Consider the following 13,733-nt stretch of genomic DNA (forward strand, 5'->3'; position numbering starts at 1 on the left):
TGGACGTGGGGTGCGGCCTCCGTCCGTGCCGGGGCTCAGCGGTCCTCAGAGGGCGAGCGCCGCCGTGTGGACCGCCCGTACCAGCCGGCCGTTCTCCGGGGCCGCCCCGCCGGGGAAGGCGAACCGGCGGCGCGTGTAGCCGTAGGCGAGGCCGCTCCACGGGTCGGCGAAGGCCTGGGAGCCGCCCGCGCCGCTGTGCCCGATCGTTCCGGCACCGAGGAACGGGTGCCACGTGTCAGCCGTCATCTGGAAGCCGAGCCCGAACGACTTGTGGGCCCGGGCCACCAGGTCGTAGCCGGTCGAGTGGAACTGACCGAACTCCGCAACCGTGTCCGGCTTCAGCAGCGCCGGCTGTTCGTCCACCCCGCTGATCGTCGCCGCGTACATCCCCGCGAGGCCCCGCGCGGACGCCACCCCGCCCACCGACGCCGGGCCCTTGGCGCGGATCAGCGGCATGTTCGGAAGGGAGGCGAGGTCGGTCGGCTCCGCCGCGTTGCCGTTGAACGCGATCGAGGCCAGCGAGTGCGGGCCCGTGGGCGTGGCGTCGAGCTCGGCCCGCTGCTCGGGGGTCGGGTCCATCGGCTGGGTGCCCCGGAAGCGCGGTTCCTCGGGCGCGGGCAGGCCCAGGTGGAGATCCAGCCCGTACGGGATTCTGATCCGTTCCTGGTAGACCTCCTGGAGGGTGCGGCCGGTCGCCCGGCGTACGACCTCCGCGGCCAGGGCGCCGGCGACCAGCGCGTGATAACCGAACGCCGTGCCCGGGCGCCAGAACGGCCGCTGGTCGGCGAGGCGCTCGGCGAGCTGGCGGTCATCGGCAAGCTCCGCGAGCGTGAAGCCGGTATCGGTACCGACCACGCCCGCCCGGTGCGCCAGCAGGTCCCGCAGCGTCAGCGCGCCCTTGCCCTCGGCCGCGAACTCCGGCCAGTAGTACGTCACCTTGCGGTCCAGTTCGAGCGTGCCGTCCTGGACGAGCAGAGCCACGACCAGGTAGGCGGCGCCCTTGGTGGACGAGAACACACCGTAGAGGGCGTCGGCGTCGGTCCCCGCCCACAGGTCGACGACCTTCCGGCCGCGGACGTAGGCGCACAGCTGCCCCTCGTAGTCGGCCCGCTCCCCGGCGACGAACGCGGTGAACTCCTCGCGCACCGCCTCGAAGCCGTCCGCCACGCTGCCGTGGATCTCCCGCGTCATCCGCTCTCCTTGACTGAAGCGCTGTGTGCCACTGTGAACAATGCCCTTGCCACCTGCGGGAACTCCCCCTTGGGGTGGTCCCGGAAAAGTGGTTCGGTGCCGAACAGGACCGTGTTGTCCCCGCTCACGATGGAGGCCTGCCCGGCGGCAGCGGCGGGGCCGCCGGAACCGTCCCGCAGCGCCCGCCAGTGCCCGGAGACCAGTGGGTTCCCCCTCGCGTACGACTGCTCCACGCGGACACCGGGGCCCGCATCGGTGAACCAGAGCGGGGCGTAGACGAAGCCGCGGGCCGGTGCGTCCCGCGTGATGCCGCCGGAGTTGCGCACCCTCACTACGCCGTTCGCGTCCGCGTTGCCCTCCACCGGCTTGACCGCCAGCCGCCCCGCCGCCGCGTTCAGGGCCGCTCCCGCGGCGCCCCGGCCGACCAGGCCGTGCCCGTCGAGGAAGGCGTCCAGGGCCTGCCGGGCCGGCTCGGTGAGGTCCGCGCGGTCCAGGCCGGCGGACACGAACAGCACGTCCGCGCCCCGCCAGTCGAAGCCCGCGTTCAGGACGGCCGTCGAGACCGGCGTGACGTCGAAGCCCATCTCCCGCAGGGCGAACAGTTCACCCGGTGTGACGGCCGCGGCGACCCGCAGGCGGTGGAGCCGTGCCGTGCCGGACTGCCGGGCGGCCGTGAGGGAGACGTCGTGGGTGCGGGCGGCCGTACGCGCCTCGCGGCGGGCCGACGCCGGGACGATCGCGCTGCCGTCCGCCGCCCGCCGGACCGCGACGCCCGCCCGGAGCAGGGAGTTGAGGGCGGCGATCTCGCGCGGGTCGGTCAGGCGCAGCCGCAGGTCACCGTGCGCGGGCACGTGCGCGACGGGTGCGGCCTCGCCGACCGGGCGCAGGGGCGCGCCCCGCAGGCTGCCCGACGGCACCCGCTCGACCGTGGCGCCCCACAGGCTGCCCAGGCTCCAGCCGGAGATGTCGTACATCACCGAGACCTCGCCGCTGATGTCCCGGCCGTCGGCCAGCAGCGCGTTCGCCATACCGCGCTTGGGCTGGTGCAGGTCGACGACGTACGAGCCCCGGGGGTACGTCCGGCCGGCGAGCCGGAAGGGGCGGGTGGCGCGGGTGACGCGGACGTCGTTGGCCAGGAGGTGATCGACCAGGCGGGCGGCGGCCGGTCCCGAGCGTTGCGTGCGGGCGTCGCCGGACGGGATCACATAGGCGCGCGGGAACGTGGTCGTGTAGACGTCCTCCGGGCCGATGCCGGGCACGCCCGGGACCGTCTCCGGGGACACCGGCACCTGCGCGGCGCCCGCCGCGCCGCGCCGGAACACCTCGATCTGGTCGGAGATCAGGGTGCCGCGGTGCTCGTGGACGTGGTTCAGCGTCGCGCGGATCGCCGCGCCCGCCACGGCCGTGTTGACCGCCGAGCGGCGGCGCAGCTCGGGGACGGGCAGCTCGTCGTACTCGTCGTTGTTCACCGCCAGCGGGATCTCCACCGTGTGGGCGGCCACCGTGCCGTGGAAGGCCGCGTACTGCGGGGTGAAGATCGGCGGCCAGTCGTCCCAGCCCTCCTCCTGGTCGCGGAAGGGGATCTGCGCCGGCCGCACGCCGTCCTTCGCGGGTGTGTAGCCGAGGGCGTTGACCGCGGACTCCATGCCGAGGGCGTTGGCGTAGGTGTTCTTCAGGAAGAGGTCGTACTCGTAGTTCTCGCCGTGCGGGGGAGTGGTGGGCTCGATGAGGGTGCCGTTGACGTAGCCGTGCAGGTCGAGCAGGACGGCCGGCTGCGTGCCGAGCTCGATCTGCCGCATCGCGCGGGTCTCGGGCTGGGAGGCGGTGACGAAGTCGCGGTTGAGGTCGAAGCCGTTCGCGTTGGCGCGGGTACCGGCGATACGGCCGTCCGGGTTCGCCGTGATGTTGAAGTACAGGCGACTGTGCGCGAGGAGGTCCCTGGTCCTGGCGTCCTTCGCCGTGGCGAGCTGCTCGATGACCTTCAGGGAGGCGTCCGTGCCCTCCCACTCGTTGCCGTGGATGTTGCTGTTGACGAAGACCGGCGTCTTGTAATCCCGGCTGATCTCACGAGACTTCGCCGCTGTGGCGGGCGCGTTCCCGATCAGCTCGCGCATCCGTTCCTGGGCGCGGGCCTGCCGGACGGTCTCCGGGGCGGTGACGGTCACGAGGTAGAGGCGGTGGCCGCCGGCCGAGCGGCCCGTCACCTCCACGCTCACCCGGTCGCCGAGGCGCTGCAGGGCGTTCAGCTTCGGCGCGATCGCGTGGTACGGCGTGAGCCCCAGCTTCAGGGACGTGTCGCCGGGGTTCTCCGGGTCACTGGAGAGGGCCAGGCGGCGGGGGTAGGAGCGGATGGTGGCGGCGGTGGGGGCGTCCGCGGTCAACGCGCGTCGCGCCGCGCTCGCGGGAGCCCGTGCCGCCCGGTCGTCCACGGCGAAGCCCTCACGGGTGACGGGTAACGGGTCGGCGCCCGCGGGCCCGGGGGCGAGCAGGAGCGAACCCGCCGCGGCCAGGGCCAGGGCGGCGATCAGTGCAGGTCTCGCAGGAACGCTTCTCTCGGTGCGCACGCGTACCTCCTCCTGGGGCTTCCTGAGATCGGTACGGCGAGGTGTACCGGTTCGACTCAACGGCAACAAGAGCGCGTTGGTGTCACCCGTGACCCGGATGGCTCCCACCGGCGCGTCCGGCCTGACCTGGGCGACCCGTGACAGCGGTGTGACCGGAGCGCGTCAAGAGCGCGACACGGGCCCGGATAGGGTCTTCCCATGCGCGATCTAGGGGCGGGTTTCCGGTACCTCCTGAAGGGCCAGCGATGGGTGGCCCGGCACGGCAGGCAGTACGGCTTCGGGCTGCTCCCGGGGCTGATCACCCTCGTTCTCTACGCGGCGGCGCTCGTCGCGCTGGCCCTGTGGGGCGAGGCCCTCGTGGGCTGGGCGACGCCCTTCGCGGACGACTGGTCCAGCCCGTGGCTCGGCCTCTTCCGCGGCTTCCTGACCGCCGTGCTGTTCGCCCTCGGCCTGCTCCTGTCCGTCGTGACCTTCACCGCGGTGACCCTGCTGATCGGCCAGCCCTTCTACGAGAACCTCTCCGAGAAGGTCGACCGGGACGTGTCCCCGGACGGGCACGCCCCCGAGTCGGGGCTGCCGTTCTGGCGTGAGCTGTGGATCTCCGCCCGGGACAGCCTCCGGATCGTGCTGCGGGCCGCCCTGTGGGGGGTGCTGCTGTTCGCGTGCGGTTTCATCCCCGTGGTCGGGCAGACGGTCGTCCCGGTGATCGGGTTCGTCGTCACCGGGTTCTTCCTCACCGAGGAACTGACCGCCGTCGCCCTCCAGCGCCGCAGCGTCGAACTGCGCACCCGCCTCACCCTGCTGCGCTCCCGCAAGACCCTCGTCTGGGGCTTCGGCACGCCGCTCGCCGTGGCGTTCCTGGTGCCGTTCGTCGCGGTGTTCCTGATGCCGGGCGCGGTGGCCGGCGCCACCCTCATGGCACGTGACCTGCTCGGCGAGGACATCCGTGAGGGTGGCGAAGACGGCGAGGAGGGTGACGGGGCCGCTACGACGCTTCCGCAGCCACCTTCAGGATGGCCCTCACCTGGGCGATGATGTCCAGCCGGTTGCGCACGAACTCCGGGTCGGTGATCTCGGTGGTGTTCCCCGTGCCGAACTGCAGTACCGGCGTGTGGACATGCCCGCCCGGCAGGGTGTCGTGCAGCCCGAGCCGGTCGCGCAGCAGGGTGGCCCGGTAGGCGATCTCGTTGGAGAGGTAGTCCCCGCCCCCGCCCGCGCGAGCGGTGGAGCCGGGTGTCGGCCCGCCGGGGCGCACGACGGGCTCGGTGCCGCCGGCCGGGATCTCGGTGACACTGGTGTTGTCGTACACCGGGAAACGGCCTGTCTGCGCGGCGGTGATCGCCGCGTGGGGCAGCGTGGTCGCCGTCCACTGGGGCTGTGAGGCCGGGTCGGCGACCGGCACGGTCCCCGTGCGGCCGATGGTGTCGTTGTCCGCGAAGCCGCCCCGCCAGGCTCCGTTGGTCCGCTCGACGTCGAATCGCCCGACGCGGCCCTGGCTCACCGTCGTGAACAGGTCGACCTTCGGCAGGTACGGCCGCAGGGCCCGTTCCACCGTGCCCTCGGTGAAGTCCTGCCAGCGCACCGGGAACACGGCCGTCTCGATCCGGGCCGGGCCGTCCGCCGTCTCGATCACCGTGCCGTCGAGGGCCAGCGCCGTGGCGCCGGACGGGTTGGAGATCCGGATGTCCCGGTCGAGCGTGAACGGGTCGAAGCCGGTGAGCAGGATCCGCTTCAGGCCCTTGCCGTGCGGATACCGGATCGCGTTCTGGCCGCGCGAGGTGCGCTCCAGTTCGTCCAGCAGCGCGGCCCGCTGCCCGTCCGTCAAGCCGAACGCCGGCTCCCAGGTGCGTACTTCACGCGTCATGCCGAGCCGAGCCCAGTACAGCGGTCGGTCGTCGTCCCGGCTGAGGGTCCCGCCGGCCGCGCCGCGCCCCTGGGCCCGGTCGACGGCGTGTTGCCACAGCCGTGCGCCCTCCCCCGCCACCGCCCGTCGGGCCTCCCCGTAGGAGCGGGCCGAGTCGAGGGCCCGGGCCAGCCGCGGGGCCAGGGCGTCGAATCCGGAGCGGCGCAGGATCTCCTGAGGGGCGGCCCGGTCGAGCCGCTGCTCCTCGACGGTGGGAGAGGGGGCCGCCGGGGCGGCGCTCGCGGCCGTCGGGGTGGCGAAGCCGGTCAGCAGGGCGAGACCGAGTACGCCGAGGCGAACGCGTAGGGATATCAAGGGTGTTCAGGCCTTCCGTCGCGGTGGGGGGTCGGTGCCGGACGGCCGCAGTATCGCGTGACGCGTGGGGTGCACGCCATGGGGGGGTCAGGCGGGGATCCTCGCCGTCGCCTCCCGGCCGACCGGTACCAACTGCCAGGCGACATCCCTGTTGCTGTCGCGTGGCGCACCCCGTGACAGGGTCAGCCCTGGTCCTCCGACGAGGGGTAGATCCGCCACAGCTGGGAGAGGTTCGGTCCGCCCCACATGCGGGTGAGGCCCACCAGCCGGTCGTTGCCCTGAAGGTGGTCGGCGATGGCCAGGGCGTAACGCGGATGCACGACCGAGACCATGTAGAAGTCGTTGCCTCGCTCCGCGTGAGAGACCAGCCGCCAGTGCTGGTTGAGGCTGTCGGTGCGTTCCCGCAGGGTCACCATGTCAGGCGGGTTGGCCCCTGCGGTGAGGCAACGGTGGTTGGCGTACGACTCGATGCGCACGGTGCCGTCGCTGTTCTGCCGCAGGAACCACCGGTGTGAGTGGTTGTCCTTGGCGAACGGGTCCTGTGCCCAGGTCTGGGTGTGGTTGCCGACACCGTCGTGCCAGTCGTTGCACATGAAGTAGGTGCCGGTGACGTGGTGGGTCATCGTCACCGATCCGCCGGCGAGCAGTACAAGGTCGGTCACGTCAGTGCTCCTCAGCCTCGAAGTCCTACAGGAGAGGGCGCCCCTGAAACTCAGCGTAACCAGTCGGCTGTTGTTCCTCAGCGCCGCGAACCGGTCGTTTCACGAGGTGAGGGGCTGTCTGAGAGTGATCGAACGGACAGGCGGCGCGACTCGAACTCCCCAACAGAGCGTCACCCACACGCCGCACGCGCGGCGCAGCGTGGTGGCAGCGCACCGAGGCGTCCGAACGGATGAGGATGATGGCCGGCGGCCTGCCCGGGCGGCGAGAGCGAGAAACCGACAGCCGTCCTGACGAGGCGGCTGTCTCGGACCGGCTTCTTCGCCGGCCCGTGCGGCGAACAACGCCGCGTTCGGCGCGAGCGGCCTTGCCGACAGTCCACGCCTGACGGCCGCGCGCGCCTTCGGGATCCGGGACGAGGCGACCGGCTCGTGGTCGCTTGTGAAGGGTTCGTACGGGATCCAGGTCGGACGCTCGATCACGGACCGCGGGATCACCGCGACGATTAACGTCTGACCCGGGACAAGTTCCCCGCCGAGCGGCCCCGGCCCGGGACCTGACCTCCGGACCGGGGCTCTTGGTCTGTCACGGGCCCCCTCAGCGGGTGCCGAACCCGTACACCGTCTCCGAGCGGAACACCTCGCCCGGCCGCAGCACGGTCGTCGGGAACTCCGGCCGGTTCGGCGAGTCGGGGAAGTGCTGGGTCTCCAGCGCGATGCCGTCACCGGGCGCGAAGGGCTCGCCCAGGTGGTCGGCCGTGTACAGCTGGAGGCCGGGCTCGGTGGTCGCCACCGTCAGCACCCGCCCGGACGCCGGGTCGTGCAGCTCGGCGACCTCCACCGGGTCGTCCGTCACGCCCTTGTCGAGCACGAAGTTGTGGTCGTAGCCGGAGCCGGTCTTGCGCGTCTCGCGGAAGTCGAAGCGCGTCCCCGTCACGTCCTCGATGCTGCCGGCGGGGATCAGATCCGCGTCGACCGGCGTGTACCGGGAGGCGGCCAGCCGCAGCTCATGGCCGCCCGCGTCACCGGAACCGGCCAGGTTGAAGTAGCTGTGGTTCGTCAGGTTCACCACGGTCGGCGCGTCCGTCACCGCCTCGTACGCGATCCGCAGGGCGCCGCTCTCGTCGAGCGTGTACGTCGCCGAGACCTCCAGCAGCCCCGGGAACCCCTCCTCGCCGTGCGGGCTGATCCGGGTCAGCCGCACCCCGTGCCCGACGGGCTCCGCGTCCCACACCCGCTTGTCGAAGCCACGCGCACCACCGTGCAGCGAGTTCGGCCCGTTGTTCGGTTCCAGCGCGTGCGTCCGGCCGTCCAGGGTGAACCGGCCGCCGGCGATCCGGTTGGCGTACCTGCCGACCATGGCGCCGAGGTACGGCTCCGGATGGGTGAGATATCCGTCGAGATCCGGGAACCCCAGCACCACGTCCCCGGCCCGGCCCTCCCGGTCCGGCACCTCCACGGACTGCACGATCCCGCCGTACGACAGGACCCGCACCCGTACGCCCGCCCGCTCCAGGGTCCAGCGGCGCACCGGGGTCCCGTCGGAAAGTGTTCCGAAGAGTTCGTTCATGTGCGGAACTCTAAGTGAGAGTCCCGGTCAGGGCTTCTTCGCGGTGACGGTGCGGTACGCGATCTCCGCCAACCGGGCCTGTCCGTTCACACTGGGGTGGAAGTAGTCCCAGCGGCTCAACTGGGCGGTGCCGAAGCGGTAGTCGTACACCGCGCCCCCGTCGTAGCGGCACCGCTTGTCCTCGGCGCAGACCTCCTGGAGGACTTCGTTGTAGTCCTCCACCCGCTTCTGCACCGTGTCCCGCCGCAGGGTCGCCGCCGGGTCCAAGGCGTCCGCGTCGCCCAGCATCGACGGGCAGATGCCCAGCTTCCACACCTGCTTGCCCGTCGGGCTGGTGCGGCCCTCGGACCACAGCCGCTTCAGGTTCGGCACGCTCGCCACGAACACCTGCGCCTTGGGCAGGGCCTTGCGCAGGGAGCGCAGCGAGTCCTCGAAGTCGGCACGGAAGGCGGAGACCGGGGTCATCGCCGAGGGCGTGGCCCGGCAGGCGTCGTTGGCCCCCACCATCACCGTCACCAGCTGCGGCCCGCGCCGCACCGCCCGCGCCATCTGCCCGGGCAGATCGGCCATCCGCGCCCCGGTCACGGCGTAGTTCCAGCTCCGCCGGGCGGCCCCGGCCCTGCCCAGCAGCCGCACCGCGAGCGAGTCGACCTCGGGGCTGGCGCCGGTCGCCCAGGACGCCTCCGGACAGTCCGACAGCACGTCACACGCGTCGAACGCGCGCGTGATGGAGTCCCCGACGGCGGCGACGGAACCCGGGCTGCGGTCCCACAGGGGCGTGGGCTTCGGCGACGGCTTCGCGGATGCGGACGGGGCGGCGGAATCGCCCCCCACGGCATCACACCCGGCGACACCCAGCACGGCCGCCGCGACCACGGCCAGAACGCCCCGTGTGCGACGGCTTCGCTTCCGCATCCCTGGTCCATCCCCTCGCCACGCCGTGCCTTCTCTCCCCAACCCATAACAACGCACGAGGGTTCCCGACCGATCAGGTGCAACGGCTCACACCCGTACAAGCGTCCCCATGGGTGAATGGCAGGCGTTTCCCGGCACCTGGACCGACCGTACGTCACACTCCTTGCGCCCCCGCACGGTAGCCTCGCCATCAACGTGACCCGCCCGGTCACAGCCGTTCCGCCCGTTTGCACCCCGCTCTGCCCGGAGGTTCCGGTGACGACACGTGGAGTTCTGTACGTGCACTCCGCGCCGCGCGCGCTGTGCCCGCACGTCGAGTGGGCCATCGCCGGGGTGCTCGGCACGCGCGTCAGCCTGGACTGGATCCGTCAGCCTGCCGCGCCCGGCACCTGGCGCTCGGAGTTCTCCTGGCAGGGCCAGGCGGGCACGGCGTCCAAGCTGGCCTCGGCGCTGCGCGGTTGGCACCTCCTGCGCTTCGAGGTCACCGCGGAGCCCTGCCCCACCGCCGAGGGCGAGCGCTACAGCTGCACCCCCGACCTGGGCATCTACCACGCCGTCACCGGCATCCACGGCGACATCCTCATCCCCGAGGACCGGCTGCGCGCGGCGCTGCACCGCAGCCGGCGCGGCGAGACGGACCTGGAAGCCGAGATCGGCAAACTCCTGGGCAAGCCCTGGGACGACGAACTGGAACCGTTCAGATACGCCGGAGAAGGCGCCCCGGTCCGCTGGCTCCACCAGGTGGTATGACGCCGCTCCTTTAGGGGCGCGGGGAACTGCGCGACCAGCCCCCACCGGCCGGCACCCGGCACACGACGCGAAACAAAACGGCGAGTGGCCCGAACTCACGAAGAGTCCGGGCCACTCGCCGTAAGGCGAAATCAAACCGTCCGGAACGCCAGCACCACGTTGTGCCCACCGAACCCGAACGAGTCGTTCAGCGCGGCGATGCGGCCCTCCACGGGCAGCTTCCGAGCCTCGCCCCGCACGACGTCGGCGTTCGCCTCGGCCTCGGGGTCCAGGTTCTCCACGTTGATCGTCGGCGGTGCCACCCGGTGGTACAGCGCGAGCACGGTCGCGACCGTCTCCACACCACCCGCACCACCCAGCAGATGCCCGGTCATCGACTTCGTCGCGGACACCGCGAAGTGGTCGGCGTCGTCACCGAACACCTTCCGCAGCGCCTTCAGCTCGGCGATGTCACCGGCCGGCGTGGACGTCGCGTGCGCGTTGACGTGCACGATCTCCGCCGGGTCCAGGTCGTTGCGGTCCAGCAGGTTCTGCAGGGCGTGCGAAATGCCCCGCCCCTCCGGCTCCGGCTGCACGATGTCGTGCGCGTCGGCGGAGATGCCCTGCCCGACCGCCTCGGCGTACACCCGGGCGCCGCGCTTCGCGGCGTGCTCGGCGGACTCCAGGACCACGACACCGGCGCCCTCGCCGAGCACGAAGCCGTCGCGGGCCGTGTCGTAGGGACGCGACGCGCCCTGCGGGTCGTCGTTGTTCTTGGACATCGCCATCATGTTGCCGAACGCGGCGATGGGCAGCGGGTGGATCGCCGCCTCCGTGCCACCCGCGACGACGACGTCGGCGCGGCCGGTGCGGATCATCTCGATGGCGTAGCCGATGGCCTCGGCGCCCGAGGCGCAGGCGGAGACCGGCGTGTGCACGCCCGCCCGGGCGCCCACGGCCAGACCCACGTTGGCCGACGGGCTGTTGGGCATCAGCATGGGCACGGTGTGCGGGGAGACGCGGCGAACGCCCTTCTCCTTCAGCACGTCGTACTGGTCGAGCAGCGTGGTGACGCCGCCGATACCGGAGGCGATGACCGCGCCGAGCCGGTCGGGGTCGATGTTCGGGTCCTCGCCGGCCTTCGCCTCGAAACCGGCGTCGGCCCAGGCTTCCTTGGCCGCGATCAGCGCGAACTGCGCCGAGCGGTCCAGCCGGCGGGCCTGCGGCCGCGGAATGACCTCGGTCGGCTCCACGGCGACCGGGGCCGCGATCTTGACGGCCTGGTCGGCCGCCCAGTCCTGCTCCAGGGGCTTCACGCCGGACTTGCCGGCGATCAGGCCCTCCCAGGTAGAGGCTGCGTCGCCACCCAGCGGTGTGGTTGCGCCGATACCGGTGACGACCACGGTGCGATTGGTCGAGCTCACGGGAATTCTTTCTCCAACGGATCCGAGGATTAAGCGGCGCCACCGCCGGGTGGCGGGGCAGTCAGCCCGAGGGGCCAGATCGGCAGATCAGCCCTGGTGCTTGAGGATGTAGTCGGTCGCGTCACCGACGGTCTTGAGGTTCTTGACGTCCTCGTCGGGGATCTTGACGTCGAAGCGCTCTTCGGCGGCGACGACGACCTCGACCATGGACAGCGAGTCGACGTCCAGGTCGTCGGTGAAGGACTTGTCCAGCTGGACGTCCTCAACCGGGATGCCGGCGATCTCGTTCACGATCTCGGCGAGACCGGCGACGATCTCTTCCTGAGTGGCGGCCATGTTGGCGCTCCTTCGTAGATATCCAGAGGGTGTGGCAGGTGTTTCCTCCCGTGCCGGACCGCATGATCCGGCACGGAGTGCCTAGGGGAGAGTAACGACAGTCGCGGCGTAGACGAGACCCGCCCCGAAGCCGATGACGAGCGCGGTGTCGCCGCTCTTCGCCTCGCCGGTCGCCAGGAGCCGCTCCATCGCGAGCGGGATCGAGGCGGCCGAGGTGTTGCCGGTGGTGCGTACGTCACGCGCGACCGTGACCGACTCCGGCAGCTTGAGAGTCTTCACCATCGAGTCGATGATCCGCTCGTTGGCCTGGTGCGGAATGAAGACGTCCAGGTCCTCCGCGGAGATGCCGGCGGCGTCCAGCGCCTCCTTGGCGACCTTCGCCATCTCGAACACGGCCCAGCGGAACACCGCCTGGCCCTCCTGCGTGATGGCGGGGAACTTGGCGACCTCGCCGGAACGGTAGTCCGTCCACGGCACGGTCTGCTTGATCGTCTCGGACTTGTCGCCCTCGGAGCCCCAGACGGTGGGGCCGATGGCGGGCTCCTGGGCCGGGCCCACGACGACCGCGCCCGCGCCGTCGCCGAACAGGAAGGCCGTCGCCCGGTCCTCCAGGTCGGTCAGATCGCTGAGCCGCTCCACGCCGATCACCAGGACGTACTCGGCCGAGCCCTCGACGATCATGCCCTTGGCGAGGGTGAGGCCGTAGCCGAAGCCCGCGCAGCCGGCCGAGATGTCGAAGGCGGCGGCCTTGGCGGTGCCCAGCTTGTCGGCGATCTCGGTGGCGACGGCGGGCGTCTGCTTGAAGTGCGAGACGGTCGAGACGATCACGCCGCCGATCTGCCCGGCGGAGATCCCGGCATCGGCGATCGCCTTGCCGGACGCCTCGATCGACATCGCGGCGACCGTCTCCTCGTCGTTCGCCCAGTGCCGGGTCTCGATGCCGGAGCGCGAGCGGATCCACTCGTCGGACGAGTCGATCGTCTCGAGGATCACCTCGTTCGGCACGACCCGGGTCGGGCGGTAGCCGCCGACGCCGAGGATGCGCGCGTACGGGGCGCCCTTGCTGGGCTTGATCTTCGCCATGCGGTCGGCTCCTTGGGGGCGGCGGTCAGGCGTGCTCGGCGATGAGCTCGCGAGCCGCGTCGAGGTCGGCGGGGGACTTCAGGGCCAGCGTCTTCACCCCGGGCAGGGCCCGCTTGGCGAGGCCGGTGAGGGTGCCACCGGGGCACAGCTCGACCAGAGCCGTGACACCGAGCTCCTTGAAGGTCTCCATGCACAGGTCCCAGCGGACCGGGTTGGCGACCTGGCCGACGAGGCGGTCCAGCACTTCGCCGCCGGCGGCGACGGTCCGGCCGTCCTTGTTGGAGACGTAGGTGACCTTCGGGTCGCCGGGCGCCAGGGCCTCGGCGGCCTTGGCCAGCGTGTCGACCGCCGGGGCCATGTGGTGCGTGTGGAACGCGCCGGCGACCCTCAGCGCGACGACCTTGCGCACGCCCTCGGGCTTGTCCGCCTCCAGCGCGGCGAGCTGCTCCTTGGTGCCGGCCGCGACGATCTGGCCCGCGCCGTTGATGTTCGCCGGGGTCAGGCCCAGCTTCTCCAGGTGCGGAACCGTCACTTCCGGGTCGCCGCCGAGCAGGGCCGCCATGCCCGTCTCCGTGATCGCGGCGGCCTCGGCCATGCCGAGCCCGCGGGTGCGGACCAGGCGCAGCGCCTCCTCGTGGGGGAGCACCCCGGCGAGCGACGCCGCGGTGATCTCGCCGACGCTGTGACCGGCGATCGCGCCGACCTTCTGCGGCAGCTCGGCCGGGTCGTCGAACAGCATGTACGCGGACGCCAGTCCGGCCGCGACCAGCAGCGGCTGCGCCACCGCGGTGTCGCGGATCTCCTCCGCGTCGGCCTCGGTGCCGTAACGGATCAGGTCGAGCCCCGCGGCGTCGGACCATGCCTCGAGGGCACCGCGAACACCGGGGAGGTCGAGCCATTCGGTCAGGAAGCCGGGCGTCTGAGCGCCCTGGCCGGGAGCGACGAGTACGAGCACTCTCACACTCTCTCTTGAGGACGGGCACAACCGCCCGTGGGGACAGGGACGAAGAACACGGAGGGGTTTTGTCGAGCCCCGACAAAACC

12 protein-coding genes are annotated in these 13,733 nt (G+C 71.7%); 2 read left to right on the top strand and 10 right to left on the bottom strand.

Features of this window, described 5'->3' with window-relative positions:
* Positions 1-45: 45 nt before the first annotated feature.
* Positions 46-1,191, bottom strand: a complete 1,146-nt coding sequence (locus ABTX60_RS32500; RefSeq protein ID WP_352100591.1) for a serine hydrolase domain-containing protein — start codon at positions 1,189-1,191, stop codon at positions 46-48.
* Positions 1,188-3,755, bottom strand: a complete 2,568-nt coding sequence (locus ABTX60_RS32505) for a M14 family zinc carboxypeptidase (RefSeq protein WP_352100592.1) — start codon at positions 3,753-3,755, stop codon at positions 1,188-1,190. The genes ABTX60_RS32500 and ABTX60_RS32505 overlap by 4 nt, the downstream gene beginning before the upstream one ends.
* 198 nt (positions 3,756-3,953) lie before the next feature.
* Here ABTX60_RS32505 and ABTX60_RS32510 point away from each other — a divergent pair, with 198 nt between their 5' ends.
* Positions 3,954-4,790 (top strand): EI24 domain-containing protein, encoded by an 837-nt coding sequence (locus tag ABTX60_RS32510; protein WP_352100593.1) that lies wholly within the window; start codon positions 3,954-3,956, stop codon positions 4,788-4,790.
* Here the strand turns inward: ABTX60_RS32510 and ABTX60_RS32515 are convergent.
* The 4 genes from ABTX60_RS32515 to ABTX60_RS32530 form a co-directional block, all read right to left on the bottom strand.
* Positions 4,741-5,973 (bottom strand): pyroglutamyl-peptidase I, encoded by a 1,233-nt coding sequence (locus ABTX60_RS32515; RefSeq protein ID WP_352100594.1) that lies wholly within the window; start codon positions 5,971-5,973, stop codon positions 4,741-4,743. The two genes, ABTX60_RS32510 and ABTX60_RS32515, sit on opposite strands and share 50 nt — an antisense overlap.
* 182 nt (positions 5,974-6,155) lie before the next feature.
* A complete protein-coding gene (locus ABTX60_RS32520; protein WP_352100595.1) occupies positions 6,156-6,635 on the bottom strand; it encodes an RICIN domain-containing protein in 480 nt (159 codons plus the stop codon).
* A 595-nt stretch (positions 6,636-7,230) separates the two neighbouring features.
* On the bottom strand, positions 7,231-8,202 hold the full coding sequence (locus ABTX60_RS32525; RefSeq protein WP_352100596.1) for an aldose epimerase family protein: 972 nt from the start codon (positions 8,200-8,202) through the stop codon (positions 7,231-7,233).
* 27 nt (positions 8,203-8,229) lie between these two features.
* The gene (locus ABTX60_RS32530) at positions 8,230-9,117 is read right to left on the bottom strand and encodes an SGNH/GDSL hydrolase family protein (protein WP_352100597.1); all 888 of its coding nucleotides are present in this window, start codon (positions 9,115-9,117) and stop codon (positions 8,230-8,232) included.
* Between the two features lie 255 nt (positions 9,118-9,372).
* Here ABTX60_RS32530 and ABTX60_RS32535 point away from each other — a divergent pair, with 255 nt between their 5' ends.
* Positions 9,373-9,867 carry a DUF3145 domain-containing protein gene (locus tag ABTX60_RS32535; protein WP_351630342.1) on the top strand — a complete coding sequence of 165 codons (495 nt, stop codon included), beginning with the start codon at positions 9,373-9,375 and terminating at the stop codon, positions 9,865-9,867.
* Between the two features lie 131 nt (positions 9,868-9,998).
* On the opposite strand, the gene fabF is transcribed toward ABTX60_RS32535, so the two are convergent.
* From fabF to ABTX60_RS32555, 4 genes are all read right to left on the bottom strand, one after another.
* Entirely contained in the window at positions 9,999-11,270 is a 1,272-nt protein-coding gene (fabF, locus tag ABTX60_RS32540; RefSeq protein WP_352100598.1) for a beta-ketoacyl-ACP synthase II, read from the bottom strand.
* A gap of 87 nt (positions 11,271-11,357) precedes the next feature.
* The gene (locus ABTX60_RS32545) at positions 11,358-11,606 is read right to left on the bottom strand and encodes an acyl carrier protein (RefSeq protein ID WP_003989952.1); all 249 of its coding nucleotides are present in this window, start codon (positions 11,604-11,606) and stop codon (positions 11,358-11,360) included.
* Positions 11,607-11,687: 81 nt separating this feature from the next.
* Complete coding sequence (locus ABTX60_RS32550) at positions 11,688-12,689, bottom strand: ketoacyl-ACP synthase III (protein WP_352100599.1); 1,002 nt, start codon at positions 12,687-12,689, stop codon at positions 11,688-11,690.
* 25 nt (positions 12,690-12,714) lie between these two features.
* Positions 12,715-13,644: an ACP S-malonyltransferase gene (locus ABTX60_RS32555; protein ID WP_352100600.1), complete on the bottom strand. Its 930-nt coding sequence runs from the start codon at positions 13,642-13,644 to the stop codon at positions 12,715-12,717.
* Positions 13,645-13,733: the final 89 nt, after the last annotated feature.

Source organism: Streptomyces sp. NPDC126510, from assembly GCF_040302345.1.
Classification (GTDB): Bacteria; Actinomycetota; Actinomycetes; order Streptomycetales; family Streptomycetaceae; genus Streptomyces.